The sequence below is a fragment of the Vibrio sp. 1641 genome, assembly GCF_033339995.1.
Taxonomy (GTDB): Bacteria; Pseudomonadota; Gammaproteobacteria; order Enterobacterales; family Vibrionaceae; genus Vibrio; species Vibrio alginolyticus.
In genome coordinates this window covers 95,974-117,702 of sequence record NZ_JAWOVP010000002.1, presented here as the reverse complement: position 1 = coordinate 117,702, position 21,729 = coordinate 95,974, and the positions used below count along the sequence as shown (strand labels likewise).

Sequence of the window (21,729 nt, the reverse complement as noted above, 5' to 3'; positions counted from 1 at the left end):
GGGTATCCTCGTTAGTGCGTTACATCCATTTCCGCAAACACTTTACAAACGATGATGACAATCAACGAGCAAGAAAATCTAACGCTGAGCGATAGAAAATGTTGCACTGAGAGTGTGAAAATTTTCGCTTTCGACAAAAACAAAATGGGGAGCTCGTGGCTCCCCAAAACAAACAGCAAAAAATATTAGTGGTAAACAATTCAAGTCCGTCTTACTGGTTAGTATTTACCGGTATCACGCATGCGGTACTCGTATTGAACATTGAGAATAGGCTGGTAAACAACTTGCCCGTCACTTTGCAAGAACTCATTTACCATGACTTTTGAGTCAGTGATAGAAAACGATTGGCGATCAACATACGTTGTAAGGCTCGTAAACTCATCACGGAGTTGTCCAGATGATTTATTTTGGTAGCTTTGGATCATGTCTCGGCCCATTTCATAAGCCGCTTGTTTGCTATCCATTACGTCGCCATGGATAGTTTCGGTATCGTTTGTCCACTGATAACCACCAGCAAGAGCCATAGAAGGTGCAGCAATCAGAGCAATCGTACTTGCTAAAGTTGTTAAGCGTTTCATAAACCTCTCCTTACTTACCTTTACATCGGGCCAAAATTGGCTCGATACTTATAAGGTACGTATAAAGACCTAAAACACGTCAAAACAATTTCAAATAATGTTCAATTTTCGTTCAACTTATTTCACATTAACTTAGCAACTCAACGTCATATTCAGCCGACATTCGCATTTTCTTCCTTTTGAACAATGGGTTTCAACCTGACACTTCCTTACCAAACCATACAATACCTAAGGTCAATTTTCTCTTAGAATTCCAGCAAAAGAACACTGTTCAAAACCTTACACAAACGTCGGACACAGCAAAAACCACCTCTTTTCAGTCGTGCTTTGCATTCCTCCTTTTCGGGTTCTTCGCTGCTCGTCCGTCGGTTCTTAATTGTCGCTATTGAGCACAAGTTAATCTGGAGTGAAAATGACCGCGAACAAATCCATTTTTTACCATAGCAAATCGATTTACTCAGATGATTATGCTGATGTCTACAAGCCAATTTGGACCTACAGAGCTAAGTTCATCTTACGTGCGCTTTATTACAAACGTGCGTTTAAGCACCTTTCAGACAATATTGAATCGTCATTGTTAGAGTTGCTTTGTACACGTACGCATCGATTTTTAGAGAAGCCGTTTCGTCCGTATATCATCAAAAGCAACTCAGCGTTCGATCGTTCTAACTTGGTGGTTGATCACTACAAAACGATTTCAGAACTGTTTTCTAAACAAACAATCGAAGAAATCTACACAGACTCGAAAGGCCTAACATTAGCCTCTTTTGAAATTGACGAAATACTGTACTCGGTGAGATTAGTATACGAAGCACGTTATCAAAAAGAAGGCGACATGAGCCTAGTGCTGCACAGCGCTGAAGATGGCAACTTCTACACGCTCTCTTTTACGCTAGGTCACATCGAATCTGGACGCAGCATTATGATTGGCGGCTTACAAGGACCGCGAAGCAGTGAAGAAAACAACGCGAAAATTAAAAAGCTAACTCGTAAGCTTTACGGACAGAGACCAAAAAGCTTGATGGTGAGCTTGCTCACTTTGCTCGCACAAATTTGGGAAGTAAATACGATTCTAGCAGTGAAAACGCAGTCCCATACTTACGCAGCTAAGCGCTACAGCAAAGGGCGAATCAAAACGGATTACGATGCACTCTGGCAAGAATTGGGCGGCACCGAATACAATCGTCATTTTTACTCAATTGATGTAAATGCACCCCGTCGAGATATCGAAGGCATGTCGCGCTCTAAGCGTTCGATGTATCGTCGCCGTTATGAATGGCTAGACAACACCAAGATCACTTTCGAACAAATATTAAAAGGCGAGCAAGCTAAAAGCTAAGGAGAAGCGTTCATGCGTTATTCATTCATTACTGCTTTAGTGTTGTCGGCTTTTTCTTTGTCAGCCAACGCAGAAACCAGTGAGCACATCATAGGTACAAACATTGGCTATGGCGATGTGAACTACGATGCTCCGACAAGCAAAGAATCAGGCGACATGTTCTTAGGTGAAATATATTACCGCTACATGCCAACACATAACTTTGGTATCGAAGCAGGTTATAAAGGCGCGTTTGACGGTATCGGCTCGATACTCGTGAGTCCGATTTCAGAAGTCACCGATACGAGCTTCTCCGGACCTCGCTTGAGTGGCTATGCTAGCTATCCTCTGGGTTCAGGTTTCGAACTGTACGGCAAGGCAGGTGTCACTCTCTACACTCTCGAATACACTTATAAAGTGAACGGTCAGAGCAAGAACATCGAACACTCAAGTGTCGGAGGTGAAGCGGCTGGCGGTATCGGCTGGAGCTATAAACACTTTGGTTTGAATGCTGAGTATGTGTACTCAAAGAACAGTGATTTTGATTCCGGTGGCGTGATGTTTGGTGCGCAACTGCGTTTTTAAACAACGCTTACAAGTTAATACAAAAGGCAGCGAGAGGCTCATTCGCTGCCTTTTTTCGTGAATATAGGTCAATACGCAAGCGCAAGAATGATCCCCGCCACGATCGAAGTAACGCCAAGCCCTCGGGTGAAATACCATTTCTCTGACAGAAACCAAATCCCCATAAACAATCCAAACACGATGCTTATTTGCCTTAGTGCCACCACCAAACTCACATTGTCTGTCATGGTCATCGCAAACAGCACCAAGCCGTAGGTGGATGCCATCATTACCCCTGCCATGCTGGCTGTTTTGCGGATCTGCCACGCAGTCTTAATCTCATCTGGCTTGCCTGTAACCAAGCACCACACAAGGGCAGGAATACCAATTGCCCAAAACTGCACGCCTAAGTAAAAGATCGCACTGTACTGATCATTCAAGATCTCTGATGCTTGTCCTGTGAGTAAACTCAGCGCTTCTTTGTCGACCACCGAGTAACCCGTTGTGCCTATTGCAGCAATCAATGCCCAGAACACACCGACGTTCAAATAAGAGCTCAGCGTCATCTGACGAAAGTTCGTCAGTGGTACCAGCATACAACCAAGGGTAATCAGCAAGAATCCAAGCCACTGCTGACTGGATAATTCATGCCCTAATGCCACACTGATTGCGCCGACCATCATCACAGGCAACGCCCGAGCAATTGGATAAACCACCCCCACGTCTGCGTGCTTATAAGCGACAATCAAACCGACTAGATAGACCATTTGTGAAATGCCGCTAATGAACAGCAATCCCCAAAACTCGCTCGGTAATGATGTCCAGCCAATGGTCGCCACATACCAAATCAAATAAGGGGTAAGAATGAAACATGCAGAGAAGCTGGCTGCTATAGTAAACGCGAGTCCAGAGCCTGAATTGCTTTTACCAAGGATATTCCAGCCCGCATGGAGAACAGCAGAAAAAACGACGAGACCAATCGCCAACAAATCCATTTCAATGTTCCTGTCTGAATAAAATAAAGGCCCCGAGATGGAGCCTTAGATGATGAGAAAATCCACTTAACGATTGAGTTCCGCCAGAGATTCAATGCTGATGGCATCGTGTCGCCAATACTCGATATCGCAATCAATCAACTCACCGTGCTGGTTGTAGTTGATGCGCTCCACTACCATCGCGGGCGTACCGGCTGTCGCACGCAGTGCCTGAGCCATTTCACCCAATAAAGTGCTGGTTGAAATGCGGTAGCGAATCTTTTGATACGTCACGCCATAATGATCGCGGTAAATGTCCGTCAGTGAATTTGATAAATCGTAATCCAACAGGTTCGGAAACAGCTCTGGGCGAATGTAGTTTGTTACGAATACCACAGGTCTGTCTTCAAGGTATCGCACACGGTCGACTCGATACACGTCCGAGAAAGGTTGCAAGTCCAGTAAGCGCGCGGCTTGTTTGTTTGCCAACGTCCCTTTTGCTGCAACCAACTCCGTTTTTGGCACACGATTTTGCGCTTTCGCCATGTTCGGGAAGTTTAGCGTTTGGGTGGGGTCGTAACGCAATGGCTCAGGTGAGATAAACCAACCTCGGCGATCTTCGCGATAGATTCGACCTTCCGCTTCTAGTAGTGATAAAGCTTCACGCAGAGTGACGCGTGTAGTATCGAACGACTCCGCCAACTTACGCTCTGCTGGCAGTTTTTGACGCGGCGATAGCATGCCCGCTTCAATCTGTTCAACAATCGAATCTTTAATTTTTACGTATTGCACGAAGTGTCCTTATCTTTTGCGCCAAGCTTGTGTGCGATTCTCTAACAATTTACCCAAAGTCATCTGAACAATCTTCGCAATTGCGGCAGCCATCATAATCATCACCGCCATTGCCGCTGCAGCGCCAGTTTGACCTGCATCGTCCATATTCAGAATCGAGACCGAAGCCGGAATCGTATCGGTTGAGTAAAGGAATACTACCGCAGAAGTGGTGGTCAATGCATTAACAAACAAGTAAGTCGCAATGTCCAAAATCGCAGGTAAACACACAGGTAATGTCACTTTAAAGAACAACTTGTATTGAGGAAGCTTCACCGATGCTGCCGTGGCTTCAATCTCCGATGGCAACTGCTTTAGCGCTGTCAGGGCGGTCATGTGACCCACCGTGTAGTAATGCACTACCGTATTAATCACCAAGAATGCCATGGTGCCATAAAGCACGTTCAAAGGATTGTTCGCATCATTGAAGTAAAAGATGTAACCCAAGCCAAGCACCATACCCGGAACCGCCATTGGCACCACGCTGAGCATTTGCATCACTTGACGAATTGGACCGAACGCACGCCCTTTCTCAATGCAGTAAGCACCGACAAAGATGATGGCTGTACCAATAACCGCTGTCCAACCTGCCAGCGTTAGCGAGTTGAAGAATGGGCTCCAACCGTAAGTGCTCATTTCAGCAAAGTTGTAGTTGTTTAGCGTCAACGCTTTATTCCAAGGCCAGAACGTCACTAACGAGCCATACACCGCCATACCCAAAACCGCCAACACTGCGATAGAAATGATGCTGCAGTAAACCAAACAAATGCTGTCGCGCGCTTTGTTGGGTTCTGGCTGATATGGCACCGAGCGAGTGTCAAATAAGCTCTTTTGCTTTTTCTGTACCCAGCGGTCTGCGCCGAATGCCATTACCGCAGGAAATAGCAGCATAATGCTGGTCACCGCACCCATGGCAAAGTTTTGCTGTCCCACAACTTGCTTGAAGATGTCAGTCGCCAGAACGTTATAGCTGCCACCAATCACTTTCGGCACACCAAAGTCCGTGATAACCAGTGTAAAGACGACGATAAGCGTACTGATCAAACCGTATTTCGCCGCAGGTAACGTCACCATAAAGAAAGTTTTGATTGGTGAGGTTTTAAGTGCGCGGGCTGCTTCATACAAGCGGGAATCTGAAGTACGTAGTGAAGTGGTTAAGATCATCAATGCATGAGGGAAGGTCCAGAAAATCAAACCCATCGAGATCCCAATCACGCCGTAAATCGAGTTTCCTAACAGCATCTCTTTGGCAATGCCTTGATTACCGAAAAGGAAAATCAAACTGATCGCTGGTAACAACGAAGGCGCAAGAATTGGCGCAGTACCTAGGATTTGAAACAAACCTTTAAACGGCATGCATGAACGAGTCAGCGCGTAGGCATAACCGAACGCAAGCACACCCACTACCGAGGTCACAATCACGCCCAAAGTGAAGGTGTTGCCCACCGACACCCACAAGCTTGAAGAAGAAAAGTACGTCGCAAAGTTTGCCAAACCAACGAATTCGCCATTGGCATTTTGCACACTCTTGGTCAACATTGCCCAAAGCGGCATTAAGATGAACAGCACCATCATGGTCGACAAACTAGCGAGCAGACCGAACAACACAAGGTTGTCGCGGCTAACACGTCCGAGTAAGGATTTTGCTTTGTCTTGTGTGGTCAGGCTATTCATCGTCATTGTCTTCGCATCCATGTTTACACCTACGCTGCTAGCGCTTTATCAACCGAGGGCACGGCGTAACCATGCAGCCCTTCTTCAGCAAACTGGATGTAACGTACATCGCCCGCCTTGATATTGAGTTTTTGAACCGTTTCCACAGGCACATCCACTACGATGGTTTTCGTTGAGCTGTCGTTTTGCAATACGCAATCAATGCGGAAAAACGCCCCTAGAAACTCGGTTGCGGTAACTCGCACAGGTAAAGAGTTGGTGTAGTTTTCAACGAACTTGATGCTTTCAGGGCGCACCGCAAGGTCGAAGCGGTCACCTCGTTGAATCTTACGATTGGTCAAGCTTGGCGCTGGCATCAAGGTTTCGGCAATCCGTACTTGGGAGTCCGTAGCTACTGAGGTTTCTATAAAGTTCATGCTGCCGACAAACTCAGCAACAAAGCGCGTCGCTGGTTGTTGGTAGATCTCTTGAGGTGTGCCGACTTGCTCAATCACACCATGGTTCATTACCACGATACGATCCGCCATCGACAGCGCTTCGTCCTGATCGTGCGTAACCATGATGGTGGTGATGCCCAGCTTGCGTTGCAGCTTACAAATCTCGTCACGTAAGTGAACACGTACTTTTGCATCCAGCGCTGACAGCGGCTCATCCAATAACAGTAGACCCGGAGATAGCGCCAATGCACGAGCCAAAGCAACACGCTGCTGCTGACCACCAGAAAGTTGGTTAGGGAATTTCTCGCCAGAGGTTGGAAGACCAATGGTTTCTAACCAGTAATCCACTTTCTCTAACGCTTCTTTGGTCGACATACCTTGGTTCTTCAAACCCACTGCAATGTTCTCTTGCACAGTTAGGTTCGGAAACAGTGCGTAAGATTGGAATACGATGCCAAAATCGCGTTTCTCTGGTGGTAGGAATGTGGTCTCTTGACCATTTTGAAAAATCGCACCAGACGTTGGCAAGTCTAAACCTGCAATGGCACGTAATAGGGTGGTTTTACCGCAGCCAGAAGGACCTAGAAAACAAACGAACTCGCCCTTTTCAATCGCTAGCGAGATTTTCTTTAATGCAGTGAACTGTCCGAATTGCTTCACTACATTTTCGATATTTAGGTAATGTTGGTTAGTTGACATAACACACGCTCCAAATGGTATATACCAACTTTAATTTTGGAGTGTTACGTTCCAATGACAAATTTATAGCCAGAAGATGACAAATAGATGAAGAGAAGCGAAGTTTGTTTCCACACTTGCAACCCCCTCCAACTCCCCCTTTTCTCGACATGCTTTGCCAAGCATTTGAACGCGGTTATCAAGGGGGAGGGTTTTCTTTGCTGCAGTGAGTTCGGTGCCTTCCCGACGTCATTCTGAAGGAGCCTAGGCGAGTATTCAGAATCTACTTGAAGCGTGTTGGATGTTGCATTGTGAATTAAATTATCCGCTAATGCTGAACCAGTCTCTCCCCTTTACTAGCACGACTGTTGCAGTCCCCCGAAGTTAAAGCCAAGGGGAGGTTAGGTGGGGTTGATGGTTTAACGTTGAGTTAGGTGCTTACAACCTCCTCCAACTCCCCTTTTTTCGGCATGATTTGCCAAGCATTTGAATGTGGTTATCAAGAGGGAGAGTTTTCTTTGCTGCAGTGAGTTCGGTGCTTTCCCGACGTCATTCTGAAGGAGCCTAGGCGAGTATTCAGAATCTACTCGAAGCGTGTAGTGATGTTGCATTTTGAATTGAATTTTTCGCGAATGCAGAACCAGTCCCTCCCCTTTACCAGCGTGACTGTTGTAGTCCCCGGGAAGTTAAAGCCAAGGGGAGGTTAGGTGGGGTTGCTACTTTTAGGCTTTTTACTCTCACCTCTTCTAAAAACGAAAAAATCCACCTCAACCGAGGTGGATTTCAGCGTTCAACTCAAGCAAATTCAATTAAGACTTTGGCTCTGATTTCGCGTCGAACTTCTCAGACCAAGCCGCTAGAATCTCTGCACGCTTGCTGCCCATTTGCGCGAAGTCCATCTTCGCCATGTTCTCTTGAACGTTCGGGAAGTTAGACACGGTCGCTTTCACTTCTTTATGTGCCACCACTGGGTACATTTCTACGTAAAGCTCGTTTGCTGCTTTAGAGATTGACCAGTCGACAACACGTTTCGCTGCATCAGACTCTTTTACTAGACCAACAGCTTCTGATTCCCAGCCGATGCCTTTTGGTGTGATAACCGCTAGTGGTGCGCCTTGTGTTTTCAGCTTCGCGCCGCGGCTCGCCATCGAGATACCGATAGCTACTTCACCCATACCCGCTTGAACACATGGTTTAGAGCCAGAGTGCGTGTAGTGTGTAATGTTCTTGTCTAAGTCACGCATGTAATTCCATGCCTGATCTTCACCCATGTTTTGTAGCCAAGCAGAAACCTGCATGTAGCCAGTGCCTGAAGACGCTGGGTTCGGCATTGCAATGTGACCTTTGTAAACCGGCTTCGTTAGGTCTTCCCAAGACGTTGGTTTCGGTAGGTTAAGTTGTTTCGCTACCGCTTCGTTGAAACAAACTGCGTTAAAGAACGCATCGTTACCGAACCAAGCTTGGTTTGATTGAGGGTCGTTTAGATTCGCGTGCAGCTCTTCCAAACCTTTTGGTGTGTAAGGCTTAAGAAGCCCCTCATCTTTAAGCAGTGCCATTGACGAGCCAGCAAGACCCCAAACCACTTCCGCTTGAGGGTTGTTCTTTTCTGCCAGCAATTTCGCCGTCATGATACCGGTGGAATCGCGAACCCACTTAATCTTGATATCTGGGTTATCTTTCTCAAACGCAGACTTGTATTTAGCAAGAATGTCAGTTTCGAAAGCGGTGTAAACCGTGACTTCCTGTGCTGCCATTGCATTCGTAGCTAGCAGAGAGACAAGTGCAGCCAGCGATCCTTTCATCAAACGGTTTTTCATCATTTTCTCCAGTTAATTTGGCTAAGTTTTAATTTGGTCTGTACCAGTTGACGATATACACCCTACTGAGCCTTTGTGACGAAATCATGACCATTAAATGGCAGTTTTACGAAAATTTGCGATGAATAATCGTTCAATTGATTCGCCATTTTCTGGATATTAAAGTTTTATGAAATTGGAGATTCGCCTATTTACTGCCCTTTTCTTCCTCGCTAGAGTGAACTCGAAATTTGGTGTAGACCAATTAGCCTATTCTGATGGAAATCGAGATGAAAAACGAATACCTACTACTGACTCCAGGTCCTCTATCTACTTCTGAAACGGTACGTGAAGCCATGCTAAAAGACTGGTGTACTTGGGATGATGAATACAACAAAGACATTGTAGAAGTGATCCGCACTAAGCTTGTAAAACTGGCGACGGAGCAAGACGGCTACACCAGTGTACTAATGCAAGGTAGCGGCACCGCATCAGTCGAAGCAACGATTGGCAGCGCCATTGGCAAAGATGGAAAATTGTTGGTTGTCGACAACGGTGCTTACGGTGCGCGTATCGCTCAGATCGCTGATTACCTAAATATTCCATGCCATGTAGTTTCCCCAGGCGAAACATCACAGCCACACTTGAACGAGGTGGAAACTGCATTGGCATCGGATCCTGCTATCACACACGTGGCAATTGTTCACTGTGAGACAACCACTGGTATGCTTAACCCAATTGAGGCATTTGCTTCTGCGGCAAAAGCACACGGTAAAGTCGTGATTCTCGATGCCATGTCGAGCTTTGGTGGCATTCCTATCGATATCGCAGAGCTAGGCATCGATTTTATGATCAGCTCAGCGAACAAATGTATTCAAGGCGTACCGGGTTTTGGCTTGGTGATTGCAAAACAAACTGAGCTCGAAAAGTGCCAAGGTCAGGCACGTTCTTTGAGCCTTGATCTTTACGACCAGTGGCACTGCATGGAAGTGAACCACGGTAAATGGCGTTTCACGTCTCCAACGCACACGGTTCGCGCTTTCTACCAAGCACTATTAGAGCTGGAGCAAGAAGGCGGCATTGAAGCTCGTCATCACCGTTACCAAACTAACCAGAAAACACTGGTTGCAGGTATGCGTTCTTTGGGGTTTGAGCCACTACTGAGTGATGACCTTCACTCGCCAATCATCACTTCTTTCTACTCTCCGACGCACAGTGATTACCAGTTCAAAGCGTTCTACACACGTTTGAAAGAGCAGGGCTTCGTGATCTATCCGGGTAAGGTATCGAACGCAGATTGCTTCCGCATCGGCAACATTGGTGAAGTTTACCCAGCAGATATCGAGCGCTTAATCGGTGCAATTGAAAAAGCAATGTACTGGCAAGTTGCGTAAAGCAGCCTTCTGATTGAGAGAGCGTTATGACTCAGAATATCAAACCGACCCACTTCCGCAGCGAAGGCGATGTTAACACAACACCAGCGCGCCAAGCTTGGAATGCATCGATGGACGATGAACGCACACAAGCATTGTTGAAGCGTGATTCGGAGGTCTTTCTTCATCAAGCCATGTCGACGCCTTGCTTAGATACCTTGGAAGCAGCAGAAGGCATCTACATCCAAGATGCTACCGGTAAAAAGTACATGGATTTCCATGGCAATAACGTCCATCAACTGGGCTACGGTCACCCGCATGTGATTAAACGTGTGCAAGAGCAAATTGCCAAACTGCCGTTTTCACCACGTCGTTTTACCAACGAGACCGCGATTGAATGTGCCGAAAAACTCACCCAAATCTGTGGCGGCGAATTGAACCGCGTGCTGTTTGCTCCGGGTGGCACATCTGCGGTTAGTATGGCTCTTAAATTAGCACGCCACATCACGGGAAACTACAAGGTGGTGTCTCTGTGGGATTCCTTCCACGGCGCATCATTGGATGCCATCTCAGTAGGTGGCGAAGCGTGTTTCCGACAAGGCATGGGGCCATTAATGGCAGGTGTTGAGCGCATTCCACCAGCCGTATCTTACCGTGGTGCTTTCCCAGTCGCGGACGGCAGCGACGTGCATTACGCCGACTACCTTGAATACGTGATTGAGAAAGAAGGTGGCGTGGGCGCGTTTATCGCAGAAGCGGTTCGTAATACCGACGTACAAGTGCCGAGTAAAGCCTATTGGAAACGCATCCGCGAAATCTGTGACAAACACAATGTCATGCTGATCATCGACGACATCCCTAACGGCATGGGTCGCAGCGGTGAATGGTTTACCTACCAAGCCTATGACATCGAGCCAGATATGCTCTGCATCGGTAAAGGTTTGGGCGGAGGGTTAGTGCCTATCGCTGCCATGGTAACCAAAGACAAATACAACACTGCTGAGCAAATCTCAATGGGTCATTACACTCATGAGAAAAGCCCTATCGGTTGTGCTGCAGCACTGGCAACTATGGAAGCCATTGAACAAGACTGCTTGCTAGATAAAGTCAAAGCCGACAGCCAGTTCATGCGTGAAAAGCTGCTAGAGATGAAAGCCAAATACCCAGTGATTGGTGATGTGCGTGGCATTGGCATGTTGTGGGGTATTGAGTTGGTCACTGACCACGAAAGCAAATCGCGCGCGTATGACGAAGCGGAAGCTGTGCTGTACCAATGCCTCAACAACGGCGTGAGCTTCAAGGTATCGCAAGGCAATGTGATTCAACTCAGCCCACCGCTGATCATCACTCGCGAACAACTGACAGAAGCGTTGGCGATCTTTGAAGAAGCCATCGCCAAAGTGTGCAAAGACTTTAACTACTTCTAACCTCAAAACCAATTTATCCAGAGCGCGGTTCCAACATATAGGCAAGCGCTCTAGCAAGCAAGAAAAAGGATTGAACATGAGCAACTCACCAATTCAAGCAGTGATCTTTGACTGGGCTGGCACTATCGTCGATTTCGGCTCTTTTGCGCCAACCAGCATCTTTGTGGAAGCATTCAAACAAGGCTTTGATTTTGAAATCGACCTTGAAGAAGCGCGCGAACCAATGGGACTTGGTAAGTGGGATCACATCCAAGCTGTGGGTCGCATCCCTGCGGTTGATAAGCGTTGGAATGAGAAGTTTGGTCGCTCAATGACCAGCGAAGACATCGACGCTATCTACGCAGCATTCATGCCTCTGCAAAAAGCAAAAGTGGCAGACCATGCAGACCCAATCCTTAATGTGATTGAAGTTGTGAACGGTCTGAAAGACAAAGGCATCAAGATCGGTTCTTGTTCTGGTTACCCTCGCGAAGTGATGGATGTGCTGATTCCTGTTGCAGCGGATTACGGCTACAAACCGGATTACGTGGTAGCAACGGATGACCTGCCTCAAGGTGGTCGCCCGGCACCATTTATGGCACTGAAGAATGTGATTGAGCTGAATGTAACTGACGTTAATGCGTGCATCAAAGTGGATGACGCAGCACCGGGCATCGATGAAGGTCACAACGCCGGTATGTGGACCGTTGGTTTGCTGCTTTCTGGTAACGAAGCGGGTCTAACGTTTGAAGAATACCAAGCCGCGGACGAAGCAACGCTTGATGCCGCTCGTGAAAAAGCGCGTGCAAAATTGATCAAGAGCTCGCCGCACTACCTTATCGACACCATTGCTGACTTCCCAGAAGTGGTTGCAGATATCGAACGTCGCCTAGCAGCAGGTGAGCGTCCTTAGTCGACAGTCACTATTCTCACGCATAAAAAAACCTCTCAGCATCGAGAGGTTTTTTGTATCACGTATTAGTTTCTAACCAAATGAGGTTAGTTGATCGCAGTACTAGCTCGGCGTTTTAGCTTAAAGCCCATGTCCGTTGCATGCTCTACAGGCTCACCTTTAATGGCTTGCAGTAACTTGTCTGCGGCTTTCGTCCCCATACGTTCGTAATCGAATTCCGCGCAGGTCAAACTTGGGTAGGCGTGCTCACCCATGGAAGAGCCTTCCAAACAGATAATCGCAATGTCGGTCGGGACTTTCAGCACTCGGCGGTGACACTCAAACAACGCGCCAATCGCAATCTCTTCATGGCTACATACCAGAGCATTCAAACTTGAATCGCGCAGCAATAACTTTGCCAACCCTTCCGCACCTAATTGTGAAGATGGCGCTTCGTGGGTGGTTAAGAAATGGTCCGGTGCAAGGTAGTTCTCAATCATCGCGCTTTGCCAGCCGTGTAGCTTACGTTGCAAAGTGGAGTGATCGCCACGCGCACCAATGAAACCCACGTTCTTGAAGCCTTGTTCAATCACATGCTTGGTACAGGCTTTACCCACCTCAAAATGGTCAACGCCGATATTGAGGTAACTGGCTTTCGAGCTTAACTCAGCAATTTCCAATACTGGCGTGTTCGAGGCTTCCAAAAGCTGATTAGTACGTTGGCTGTGTTCATTACCAAACAACACCACTCCGGCTGGACGGCTCTCAAAAAATGTCGAAAGCAGTTTCTCTTCTTGCTCTACCGAGTAGTCGCTGTAACCAAGCAGCAATTGATAACCCGCCTTGTTCAACGCTTGTTGAAAGCTCGGTAAGAAAAGCGCGCACGCTTTTTCAAACAGGGAAGGAATGATAAGAGCGATGGAGTAACTTTCAGCAGACGCCAAAGCCCCTGCCGCTTTATTCGGGATATAGCCGAGCTCATCAACCACTTGTTGAATCTTTTCTCTCAGCTTGTCAGATACTAGCTCGGGCGTTCGTAATGCTCTCGACACCGTCATGGTGCCTACGCCGGCTTTTTTAGCGACGTCCGCCAAGGTGACATTGCCAGTACTTCTTCGTTTGCGAGGTTCGCTCATTGTTCTTATTTAGTGTTCTCTATTTTCTGCCGCGACATCTTACCACAGCGTTTTAGTGGTTTTGATATTAGCGCATTAGAACTCGATCACAAGCATATGAAACTCGGATGACTGATAAAAATGGTAGCGCTATCACAATTTATGATAGCGCTATCAGATAGCGCTACCATTTGTGATCATTCTCAGGTTTTTCTGACAAATTGATCGATAAAGTACCCATCAACAAAACAACAAACCGGAAAGATCCAATGCTACGTGAACTGATTACCTCTGATGTGATTCGCATCCATTCTGATGCTACTGACTGGAAAGATGCGGTGAGCAAATCCTGTGAAGTACTGATTGAAAATGGCGCGATTGAGCCAAGCTACGTGGACGCTATTTACCGCTCACACGAAGAGCTCGGTCCTTACTACGTGGTAGGTCCTGGTATGGCAATGCCACACGCTCGCCCTGAAGATGGCGTTAACCGTTTGTCTCTTGCCATCACGGTGATTCAAAGCGGCGTGAACTTCGATTCTGAAGGTAACGATCCAGTGAAAATGCTGGTTACGCTAGCCGCGACAGACAGTAACTCGCACGTGGATGCGATTTCTAAACTAGCTGAGTTGTTTATGAATGAAGAGCATGTAGAAGCCATCTGCACCGCTCAAAACACACAAGATGTTCTCGCGGTCATCGAAAAATACTAACTCCTGATGTGCCCTTCGAAATGGGCATACCCCCCTATAAAAAGAAAAGGTCTGAATTATGAAAATTATGGTTGTTTGCGGTCACGGTCTTGGTACTAGCCTAATGATGGAAATGAGCATCAAAGGCATCGTGAAAGAATTGAATGTAAACGCAGAAGTGGATCATATCGATCTAGGTTCTGCAAAAGGTACGGATTGTGACATCTTCATCGGTACTAACGACATCGTTGAACAGTTGAATGCACTTGGTGTTGAACCACGTATCGTTGCGCTTGATAACATGGTCGACAAAGTGGCAATGAAAGAGCGTCTATCTGTAGCACTTCAAGAGCTTGGCGCTCTATAAGGTGGCGTTATGGAATTTTTCAGTTTCTTAATGAACGATGTCCTATCAGAGCCGGCGGTTCTGGTAGGTCTTATCGCCCTAATCGGCTTAATTGCCCAGAAAAAACCGGTCACCGAGTGCATTAAAGGCACGGTAAAAACCATTCTTGGTTTCATCGTGCTTGGTGCGGGTGCGGGTCTGGTTGTAACTTCTCTGGGTGACTTTGCGACGATTTTCCAACACGCGTTCGGCATCACTGGCGTGGTTCCAAACAACGAAGCTATCGTCTCTATCGCGCAAGAAGCGTTTGGTAAAGAGATGGCGATGATCATGTTCTTCGGTATGTTAGTGAACATCTTGATCGCTCGCTTCACGCCATGGAAATTCATCTTCCTAACAGGTCACCACACGCTATTTATGTCGATGATGGTAGCGGCGATCCTTGCTTCTAGCGGCATGAAAGGTGTTCCACTGATCGCACTTGGCTCTCTGGTTGTGGGCTCTGTGATGGTGTTCTTCCCTGCGATTGCTCACAAGTACATGAAGCAAGTAACAGGTTCTGACGACGTTGCGATTGGTCACTTCTCTACCCTTTCTTACGTACTAGCGGGCTTTATTGGCAGCAAGTTCGGTAACAAAGAACACTCTACTGAAGAGATGAACGTACCTAAGAGCTTGTTGTTCCTACGTGATACGCCTGTAGCAATCTCGTTCACTATGGGCATCATCTTTATGGTGACGTGTATCTTTGCTGGCGGTGACTTTGTACGCGAAGTTAGCGGTGGTAAGCACTGGTTCATGTTCGCGCTGATGCAATCCATCACATTCGCTGGTGGTGTGTACGTTATCCTTCAAGGTGTACGTATGGTTATCGCAGAAATCGTTCCGGCGTTTAAAGGCATCTCAGACAAACTAGTACCAAACGCGAAACCTGCGCTTGATTGTCCGGTTGTATTCCCATACGCACCAAACGCAGTATTGGTTGGCTTCCTATCGAGCTTTGCGGCGGGTCTTCTGGGCATGTTCCTACTTTACGTGATGGGGCTTACTGTGATTATCCCTGGTGTCGTTCCACACTTCTTTGTAGGTGCAGCGGCAGGTGTATTTGGTAACGCTACAGGTGGTCGTCGCGGTGCAATCTTGGGTGCTTTTGCACAAGGTCTACTGATTACCTTCCTACCAGTATTCCTAATGCCAGTGCTTGGTGACCTAGGCTTTGCTAACACAACCTTTAGTGACGCAGACTTCGGCGCTGTTGGTATCTTACTGGGTCTGATTGTTCGCTAAGTAGCCTGAATATGACTAGCTGATAACTGACTTGATTGATGCGGGAATAGGCTCATCGGCATCAATCCTAGAAAATCTATAGTCATAGCAAATGACTGACTTTAGAAGAAACCAGTTATAGAAAGTAATCGTAGAAAGAAAACAAACGCCCCTCACGTGAGGGGCGTTTTTCTTTTTGGCACTATCTCAAGGAAGTTTGGCTTATTGAAGCGTAGTTCCGTTAGATAGCAGCTTTCTTGTCGGCTCTTGCTCAGTGTATTCGACCGCATCGTGATCCGCGAGCTTATCGACTTCCGCCTGTTCACCCACCACAACCAACACGTGTTGTTTCACCAGAGCGTCGACCACTTCAATGTTGTGCTGACGAAGAAGCGCTCTCACCTCGCTCTCTTTTCCTTCATGATACTTAACAAAGTAGCGTGCAGGTTGCTGCTCGGCTTGATCTTGGCGTTCATCCACGAGAGGAAATCCTTGATTGTTTGCCAAGCTGCTTGAGCTCAGTCCGATTGCCAATAGTGCGGTAGCGCCTACCACAGACAAAGAAAGTAAGGTCAACTTCTTCATAGTCACTCCTTATTGAAAGGTCAGAGTCCAACTGTTGATGGTGCCTGTGTCTCTTCTGGCACTGTCCACCGCTTTTAGTTCCCATGTGCCTTGCGATTCAAAACCAGAAAAATCCGCTTGGAACGTGTTTTTTATATCGTTAGCGCTGCCGCCAGTATTATTGTGAAGTACAACTTCTCCACCAGTCGGTGACGTTAAAGTCACTCGTAGATCACCGATGTAAGTGTGGCTAATATCAACGTCAATACTTACTGTGCCTGAATCACCAGAGCGATCGACTTCTACTGCACTGATTGCGCCAGAAGATTTATTATCTGGAATCGCAACAGGGCTGGTATTTGAGAAGCTAGAGTCCGAAGAGCTACCACCATCAGGTCCATTACAGCCAGCGTCCAAGAACAGCTTCGCCGCTTCAGCATTAACTAGGCCGTGGCCAGTACGGTTGTCTCGACCAGCAACATCAATATCTGTTGCAGTTTTCACTAGGGCATTACGTACTTGCGCTGCTGTACAGGTTGGGTGGTAACTCCACACCAAGCCAGCTACGCCCGTTACGTGCGGTGTCGCCATTGATGTACCATTGTAGTACTCGTAATCTTCACCAGAGGTTGTTGCAACAGTAATTTCCTGACCAACATACCCCAATAGCTCTTGACCAAATGCACGATCAACCGTTACCGAAACCATACGATAAGCGTTGTTTGTGTCTACCAAGAAAGGGTTTTGTAAACCAGGTAGTTCAGAGTTGCTGTATACGATTGCAGCTCGCGCACCCGCATTGTAACAAGCCTGAACCGCATCTACTTCAGGGTAGTTTCCTGAAGACTGGTTGCCGATACGCTCAGTCAAACAAATTTTGCCCGACATATCACCACAGTTAAAGTTACCGCCAGAGACATCACAGCTATCTAGCGTTGCAGTTACTGAACCCGCGATTGGATCCGGAACATACGAAGAACCGTTATTGATCAAACGATTGTGAGGAACAATCCCACGATCAAACTGACTGACACCATTCAAGGTAATATCAGAAAGTTTACCTTCACCTACCGTAACCGTTGATAAGATCGCCACACCCGGGCCTGAGATCTCAACTTGATTAGTAGATTGTGAGAACGCTGCATGATCATTTTGATTATCAACAGCCGCAACAGACATCACTGAGTCATAAGAAGCTGGATAGCTGTGCGCTGTATTGCCATCATTACCCGCTGCGGCGATCAATAGAACGCCTTGATCGTAAATATTTTGCAGTGCATTTTGCTCAGTTCGGCTTGATTGACTACCACCAAGGCTCATGTTCACAACGTTAGCACCATTATCGGCACAGGTTTGGATTGCTTTAACAAGCCCAGATGAGTAACCCCAACCCGATTCGTTAAATACTTTCACGATGTGCAAATTCACATTCTGGTTTGGCATCACACCCTTTACACCTTCGGTGTTGGCAATCGCAGCAATCGTACCCGCGACGTGAGTACCGTGGGCATTGTTGTTACCCGGATCACTCCATGATCCCGTACCACTATCGTTAGTACCAGCAACGCGGTTTCCGCTTAGGTCGTTGTGCGAAATGTCGTACCCTGAATCGATAATACATACAGTGCGATTACCCGCATTGAAGTCAGCTAACAGTTGAGCATTAACCGCTTCATATCCCCATGGAGTCGTTTCGCTGAGCAAATAGCGAGGTGGATCGACTTCCACGTATTCCACATCACTACGGTTGCGAAGCGGCTCTAAGTCATCGCCATCCAATTCAACGCTGTAAATGGCGCGATTGCCCAGTTTTTCCACCTTACGTGCCTTCACCTGTTCTAGAACAGACTCCTGCGCGATTCGTGGCCCCCAGAATGAGTTACCCCCCATTGAAGAACGGCTGACTGCATCTTCTTTGAATTTGACGATGTACTTCGTCGGTAACTTAGATTCATCAAATCCCATTGGTGGAGCCGCAAACGCTGACATCGAAGTGGTCAGTGCTATTGCTACGGCAGACAACGAAAATAAGCCTTGTTTTTTACTTGTTGTGTAGTGCATTTGCCCTATTCCTTATTTGAGCTAATTTTTATTCACTATATTCTCATGAAAAGTCATCATCATGATGTTTGCATGAGAGCTTCAGCTATAGTTTACAGAGCAAAAATGCCAAACAATTTGTTTCATGAATATACAAATTTGTACAAAAGATCATTCAATAAACACTTTAAGTTAACATTAAAAATTATCTACAAAACCTTATAAAGCAATTACTTAATTAACAAAAAGTGAATGTTAAATTAATGTTAGTGAGTAATTATTCTAAATATCACCCATTTAATCGATTGCTATGCTGAATGGATTTTTTGACCGTGGTGCCAAAACTGAAATATTGAATATTTAGTTGTTGACTGTCTTGAGCATTTACTCAGAATTAGAAGGTTTAGTGAGAAAAATTCTCATCTAAATACTGTTATAGCCGAGCGTATTCACGCATTCGGAACAATAACCATTACAAGAAGAGTGAATGATGAAAAAAACAATCACACTATTAACTGCATTACTTCCGCTTGCCTCCGCCATTGCAGAGGAGCCAACTTTATCACCAGCAATGGTTTCTGCGGCTGAAGTGGTTAGCGCGCAAGAAAATCAAACTTATACGTACGTTCGATGCTGGTATCGTACGAGCCACTCTAAGGACGATGCGGCTACCGATTGGAAATGGGCAAAAAACCAAGATGGTAGTGACTTCACTATCGATGGCTATTGGTGGAGCTCTGTTTCATTTAAAAACATGTTCTACACCAATACCTCACAAAACGTAATTCGTCAGCGTTGTGAAGAAACACTAGATCTAGCGAACGAGAACGCAGACATTACATTTTTTGCTGCTGACAATCGTTATTCTTATAACCACACGATCTGGAGCAATGATGCTGCAATGCAACCAGATCAAATAAACAAAGTAGTGGCTTTGGGCGATAGCTTGTCTGATACAGGCAACATCTTTAACGCGTCCCAATGGCGCTTCCCTAACCCGAATAGCTGGTTCTTGGGTCACTTCTCAAACGGTTTTGTTTGGACGGAATACGTTGCTAAAGCCAAAAACTTACCGCTATACAACTGGGCAGTTGGTGGCGCAGCAGGTGAAAACCAATACATCGCGCTAACTGGTGTCGGCGAACAAGTTTCTTCTTACTTAACCTACACAAAGCTGGCGAAGAACTACAACCCTGCTAACACATTGTTTACGTTAGAGTTTGGTTTAAATGACTTCATGAACTACAACCGTAGCGTGCCGGAAGTAAAAGCGGATTACGCTGAAGCTCTGATTCGTTTAACAGACGCTGGCGCGAAGAACTTCATGTTGATGACACTGCCAGATGCAACCAAAGCACCACAGTTCAAATACTCAACACAGGAAGAAATTGAAACGATTCGTGCGAAAGTATTGAAGATGAACGAGTTCATCAAAGCACAAGCGATGTACTACAAAGCCCAAGGCTACAACATCGCATTGTTTGATACACACGCACTGTTTGAGAAGTTAACCTCGGCACCAGAAGAACACGGTTTCGTAAATGCAAGCGACCCTTGCTTAGACATCAACCGTTCATCCTCTGTTGACTACATGTACACTCACTCATTACGTTCTGAATGTGCAGCATCTGGCGCAGATAAGTTCGTGTTCTGGGATGTGACTCACCCAACCACAGCAACGCATCGTTATGTGGCTGAAAAAATGTTAGAAAGCAGCAATAACTTAGAAGAGTTTCGCTTTTAATAAGCCGTTGTTGTTCATTGCAAGTTAATCTGCATAAAAATGACCACGATGCTTCGTGGTCATTTTTTATCGATATCGACCCCCGATAACGGGTTTATTTGAGCTCGCTTACTTCAAGCCGTTGATTTAGAGACGTTGACTTTGAGCAGTCTCATTCAGCGTTCTGTTTTGGTACGTTACCGCGGAAGCTGTTCACCATAATAGAGATCAACGTCTTTAAGGTTTCATCATCACTGCGGTATGAGTAGGCTCGTATACCCGTAAACTGAACCTGGAACAACTGAGCAAGAAGCAATGTATCCTGGGCTTCAATTTCGCCATTCTCGATTGCTCGCTCAAACAGCTTTGCAAGAAAAGATTCAAATTGGTTTGCTAAGCTGTTTGTTTGATTGCGCAGCGCATTAAAATCCTCAGCAAATTCACTTGCTGATTTGACTAACATGCACACTTCACTGGGATTAGAGTCTCGCTGATTGATAACCACATCAATCGCGAAAGCTTCTATTGCATCTAGAACCGTTGTGTTCTGAGCTAAATGCAACTCAAACAGGGCTTGTAAGTTCGCAACGTACATTTTTAGCGCTTCACAATATAGCCCCTCTTTTGACCCAAACGTCGCATAAATACTTCCAGGACGCAGATTAACGCTATCTTGTAAATCACGTGTAGATGTTGCATGAAAACCTTTCTTCCAGAATAGATCCGAGGCGGCTTTCACCACTTCATCACGTTGGAATTTCTTTGTATTCGCCATGAGCAATTATCAATTTTGAACATATGCTCAATTTTATATTGAGCGACCGCTCAAAATCAACTATCCTGTTCTTGCCTAATCCGCTCATATCCAATTACAGGAGATTTAAACATGGCAGAATTTAAACTGTATACCGCAGAAAACGCACCCGAAGGATCAAAGCACCTGATTGAAAATTCAGTCAAAGCGTTTGGCATGCTACCAAATCTTCATGCTGTTATGGCTGAAGCGCCAACCTTGCTTGAGGGTTATCAAGTTGTGCATGAGCTCTTTCAACAAACATCATTTAACGCAGAAGAATTGACCGTCGTATGGCAAACCATCAACGTTGAACATGGTTGTCACTACTGCGTTCCTGCTCATAGTGCGATCGCGGCGTCAATGAAAGTGGATCAGGAGATTGTCGATGCTCTCGTCAACCAAACACCATTGGCAGACGAAAAACTTGAAACACTACGAGAGACAACGCTTCAAATGGTGCGCCAACGTGGTGTAGTGGAAGAGTCTCAGATAGAGAAATTCTTTGCGGCGGGTTACGGACAGCAGCAACTGCTTGAAATTGTTCTTGGTCTAGCGCAAAAAGTGATGAGTAACTACACCAATCACCTAGCTGACACCCCGGTTGATGCACCTTTCAAGAAGTTCGCCAAGTAACTTAAGCTTTTATTACTGGTCCCATTCATGGGA

At 46.3% G+C, this 21,729-nt stretch carries 20 protein-coding genes; 10 read left to right on the top strand and 10 right to left on the bottom strand.

Features of this window, described 5'->3' with window-relative positions; all coding sequences use genetic code 11:
• Window positions 1-218: 218 nt before the first annotated feature.
• Window positions 219-578, bottom strand: a complete 360-nt coding sequence (locus tag R7Z47_RS04520; RefSeq protein ID WP_017819758.1) for a DUF3316 domain-containing protein — start codon at window positions 576-578, stop codon at window positions 219-221.
• Window positions 579-990: 412 nt separating this feature from the next.
• Here R7Z47_RS04520 and R7Z47_RS04515 point away from each other — a divergent pair, with 412 nt between their 5' ends.
• Both R7Z47_RS04515 and R7Z47_RS04510 read left to right on the top strand, forming a co-directional pair.
• Window positions 991-1,917: a VirK/YbjX family protein gene (locus tag R7Z47_RS04515; RefSeq protein WP_262606716.1), complete on the top strand. Its 927-nt coding sequence runs from the start codon at window positions 991-993 to the stop codon at window positions 1,915-1,917.
• Window positions 1,918-1,929: 12 nt separating this feature from the next.
• Complete coding sequence (locus R7Z47_RS04510; RefSeq protein ID WP_053307156.1) at window positions 1,930-2,481, top strand: outer membrane beta-barrel protein; 552 nt, start codon at window positions 1,930-1,932, stop codon at window positions 2,479-2,481.
• 68 nt (window positions 2,482-2,549) lie between these two features.
• Here the strand turns inward: R7Z47_RS04510 and R7Z47_RS04505 are convergent, their stop codons facing one another.
• The 5 genes from R7Z47_RS04505 to R7Z47_RS04485 all read right to left on the bottom strand — a co-directional run bounded on the left by R7Z47_RS04505 (window position 2,550) and on the right by R7Z47_RS04485 (window position 8,874).
• Window positions 2,550-3,455, bottom strand: a complete 906-nt coding sequence (locus R7Z47_RS04505; RefSeq protein ID WP_258485621.1) for an EamA family transporter — start codon at window positions 3,453-3,455, stop codon at window positions 2,550-2,552.
• Between the two features lie 66 nt (window positions 3,456-3,521).
• Window positions 3,522-4,226, bottom strand: a complete 705-nt coding sequence (phnR, locus tag R7Z47_RS04500; RefSeq protein WP_005442366.1) for a phosphonate utilization transcriptional regulator PhnR — start codon at window positions 4,224-4,226, stop codon at window positions 3,522-3,524.
• A 9-nt stretch (window positions 4,227-4,235) separates the two neighbouring features.
• Window positions 4,236-5,960 (bottom strand): putative 2-aminoethylphosphonate ABC transporter permease subunit, encoded by a 1,725-nt coding sequence (locus R7Z47_RS04495; RefSeq protein WP_213895814.1) that lies wholly within the window; start codon window positions 5,958-5,960, stop codon window positions 4,236-4,238.
• An 8-nt stretch (window positions 5,961-5,968) separates the two neighbouring features.
• On the bottom strand, window positions 5,969-7,075 hold the full coding sequence (locus R7Z47_RS04490) for a putative 2-aminoethylphosphonate ABC transporter ATP-binding protein (protein ID WP_005432488.1): 1,107 nt from the start codon (window positions 7,073-7,075) through the stop codon (window positions 5,969-5,971).
• A 788-nt stretch (window positions 7,076-7,863) separates the two neighbouring features.
• On the bottom strand, window positions 7,864-8,874 hold the full coding sequence (locus tag R7Z47_RS04485; protein WP_262606717.1) for a putative 2-aminoethylphosphonate ABC transporter substrate-binding protein: 1,011 nt from the start codon (window positions 8,872-8,874) through the stop codon (window positions 7,864-7,866).
• 266 nt (window positions 8,875-9,140) lie between these two features.
• Between R7Z47_RS04485 and phnW the strand changes: the two genes are divergently transcribed.
• From phnW to phnX, 3 genes are all read left to right on the top strand, one after another.
• The gene (gene phnW / locus R7Z47_RS04480) at window positions 9,141-10,244 is read left to right on the top strand and encodes a 2-aminoethylphosphonate--pyruvate transaminase (protein WP_262606718.1); all 1,104 of its coding nucleotides are present in this window, start codon (window positions 9,141-9,143) and stop codon (window positions 10,242-10,244) included.
• 26 nt (window positions 10,245-10,270) lie between these two features.
• Window positions 10,271-11,650, top strand: a complete 1,380-nt coding sequence (locus R7Z47_RS04475; protein WP_262606719.1) for an aspartate aminotransferase family protein — start codon at window positions 10,271-10,273, stop codon at window positions 11,648-11,650.
• A gap of 76 nt (window positions 11,651-11,726) precedes the next feature.
• Complete coding sequence (gene phnX, locus R7Z47_RS04470) at window positions 11,727-12,542, top strand: phosphonoacetaldehyde hydrolase (protein WP_005384359.1); 816 nt, start codon at window positions 11,727-11,729, stop codon at window positions 12,540-12,542.
• An 86-nt stretch (window positions 12,543-12,628) separates the two neighbouring features.
• Here the strand turns inward: phnX and R7Z47_RS04465 are convergent, their stop codons facing one another.
• On the bottom strand, window positions 12,629-13,657 hold the full coding sequence (locus tag R7Z47_RS04465; RefSeq protein WP_005384358.1) for a LacI family DNA-binding transcriptional regulator: 1,029 nt from the start codon (window positions 13,655-13,657) through the stop codon (window positions 12,629-12,631).
• Window positions 13,658-13,905: 248 nt separating this feature from the next.
• On the opposite strand from R7Z47_RS04465, the gene R7Z47_RS04460 reads away from it, so the two are divergent.
• Genes R7Z47_RS04460 through R7Z47_RS04450 form a run of 3 tightly spaced genes read left to right on the top strand, consistent with a single transcriptional unit; the run spans window position 13,906 to window position 15,961 of the window.
• Window positions 13,906-14,349, top strand: a complete 444-nt coding sequence (locus tag R7Z47_RS04460) for a PTS sugar transporter subunit IIA (RefSeq protein ID WP_005374077.1) — start codon at window positions 13,906-13,908, stop codon at window positions 14,347-14,349.
• 58 nt (window positions 14,350-14,407) lie between these two features.
• Window positions 14,408-14,695, top strand: a complete 288-nt coding sequence (locus R7Z47_RS04455) for a PTS sugar transporter subunit IIB (RefSeq protein ID WP_005374080.1) — start codon at window positions 14,408-14,410, stop codon at window positions 14,693-14,695.
• A 9-nt stretch (window positions 14,696-14,704) separates the two neighbouring features.
• On the top strand, window positions 14,705-15,961 hold the full coding sequence (locus R7Z47_RS04450; RefSeq protein WP_005384349.1) for a PTS ascorbate transporter subunit IIC: 1,257 nt from the start codon (window positions 14,705-14,707) through the stop codon (window positions 15,959-15,961).
• 201 nt (window positions 15,962-16,162) lie between these two features.
• Here R7Z47_RS04450 and R7Z47_RS04445 read toward each other — a convergent pair whose 3' ends face one another.
• Together R7Z47_RS04445 and R7Z47_RS04440 are read right to left on the bottom strand one after the other, a co-directional pair.
• On the bottom strand, window positions 16,163-16,525 hold the full coding sequence (locus R7Z47_RS04445) for an ATPase (protein ID WP_011999176.1): 363 nt from the start codon (window positions 16,523-16,525) through the stop codon (window positions 16,163-16,165).
• Window positions 16,526-16,534: 9 nt separating this feature from the next.
• A complete protein-coding gene (locus tag R7Z47_RS04440; protein ID WP_025768035.1) occupies window positions 16,535-18,565 on the bottom strand; it encodes a S8 family serine peptidase in 2,031 nt (676 codons plus the stop codon).
• A 466-nt stretch (window positions 18,566-19,031) separates the two neighbouring features.
• Between R7Z47_RS04440 and R7Z47_RS04435 the strand changes: the two genes are divergently transcribed.
• A complete protein-coding gene (locus tag R7Z47_RS04435) occupies window positions 19,032-20,288 on the top strand; it encodes a type 2 secretion system lipase (RefSeq protein ID WP_017819748.1) in 1,257 nt (418 codons plus the stop codon).
• A 151-nt stretch (window positions 20,289-20,439) separates the two neighbouring features.
• Here R7Z47_RS04435 and R7Z47_RS04430 read toward each other — a convergent pair whose 3' ends face one another.
• Entirely contained in the window at window positions 20,440-21,042 is a 603-nt protein-coding gene (locus tag R7Z47_RS04430; RefSeq protein ID WP_005384344.1) for a TetR/AcrR family transcriptional regulator, read from the bottom strand.
• Between the two features lie 111 nt (window positions 21,043-21,153).
• Here R7Z47_RS04430 and R7Z47_RS04425 point away from each other — a divergent pair, with 111 nt between their 5' ends.
• Entirely contained in the window at window positions 21,154-21,696 is a 543-nt protein-coding gene (locus tag R7Z47_RS04425; protein WP_005374097.1) for a carboxymuconolactone decarboxylase family protein, read from the top strand.
• The last annotated feature ends 33 nt before the right edge of the window (window positions 21,697-21,729 follow it).

What these genes read in the sequence shown, in the direction of transcription:
- R7Z47_RS04465 (WP_005384358.1), bottom strand. Translation starts at nt 13,657, where the DNA reads ATGAGCGAACCTCGCAAACGAAGAAGTACTGGCAATGTCACCTTGGCG.
- R7Z47_RS04520 (WP_017819758.1), bottom strand. Translation starts at nt 578, where the DNA reads ATGAAACGCTTAACAACTTTAGCAAGTACGATTGCTCTGATTGCTGCA.
- R7Z47_RS04435 (WP_017819748.1), top strand. Translation starts at nt 19,032, where the DNA reads ATGATGAAAAAAACAATCACACTATTAACTGCATTACTTCCGCTTGCC.
- R7Z47_RS04495 (WP_213895814.1), bottom strand. Translation starts at nt 5,960, where the DNA reads ATGGATGCGAAGACAATGACGATGAATAGCCTGACCACACAAGACAAA.
- R7Z47_RS04505 (WP_258485621.1), bottom strand. Translation starts at nt 3,455, where the DNA reads ATGGATTTGTTGGCGATTGGTCTCGTCGTTTTTTCTGCTGTTCTCCAT.
- R7Z47_RS04450 (WP_005384349.1), top strand. Translation starts at nt 14,705, where the DNA reads ATGGAATTTTTCAGTTTCTTAATGAACGATGTCCTATCAGAGCCGGCG.
- phnW (WP_262606718.1), top strand. Translation starts at nt 9,141, where the DNA reads ATGAAAAACGAATACCTACTACTGACTCCAGGTCCTCTATCTACTTCT.
- R7Z47_RS04475 (WP_262606719.1), top strand. Translation starts at nt 10,271, where the DNA reads ATGACTCAGAATATCAAACCGACCCACTTCCGCAGCGAAGGCGATGTT.
- R7Z47_RS04445 (WP_011999176.1), bottom strand. Translation starts at nt 16,525, where the DNA reads ATGAAGAAGTTGACCTTACTTTCTTTGTCTGTGGTAGGCGCTACCGCA.
- R7Z47_RS04455 (WP_005374080.1), top strand. Translation starts at nt 14,408, where the DNA reads ATGAAAATTATGGTTGTTTGCGGTCACGGTCTTGGTACTAGCCTAATG.
- R7Z47_RS04510 (WP_053307156.1), top strand. Translation starts at nt 1,930, where the DNA reads ATGCGTTATTCATTCATTACTGCTTTAGTGTTGTCGGCTTTTTCTTTG.
- R7Z47_RS04515 (WP_262606716.1), top strand. Translation starts at nt 991, where the DNA reads ATGACCGCGAACAAATCCATTTTTTACCATAGCAAATCGATTTACTCA.
- R7Z47_RS04460 (WP_005374077.1), top strand. Translation starts at nt 13,906, where the DNA reads ATGCTACGTGAACTGATTACCTCTGATGTGATTCGCATCCATTCTGAT.
- R7Z47_RS04485 (WP_262606717.1), bottom strand. Translation starts at nt 8,874, where the DNA reads ATGATGAAAAACCGTTTGATGAAAGGATCGCTGGCTGCACTTGTCTCT.
- R7Z47_RS04440 (WP_025768035.1), bottom strand. Translation starts at nt 18,565, where the DNA reads ATGCACTACACAACAAGTAAAAAACAAGGCTTATTTTCGTTGTCTGCC.
- R7Z47_RS04490 (WP_005432488.1), bottom strand. Translation starts at nt 7,075, where the DNA reads ATGTCAACTAACCAACATTACCTAAATATCGAAAATGTAGTGAAGCAA.
- R7Z47_RS04430 (WP_005384344.1), bottom strand. Translation starts at nt 21,042, where the DNA reads ATGGCGAATACAAAGAAATTCCAACGTGATGAAGTGGTGAAAGCCGCC.
- phnX (WP_005384359.1), top strand. Translation starts at nt 11,727, where the DNA reads ATGAGCAACTCACCAATTCAAGCAGTGATCTTTGACTGGGCTGGCACT.
- R7Z47_RS04425 (WP_005374097.1), top strand. Translation starts at nt 21,154, where the DNA reads ATGGCAGAATTTAAACTGTATACCGCAGAAAACGCACCCGAAGGATCA.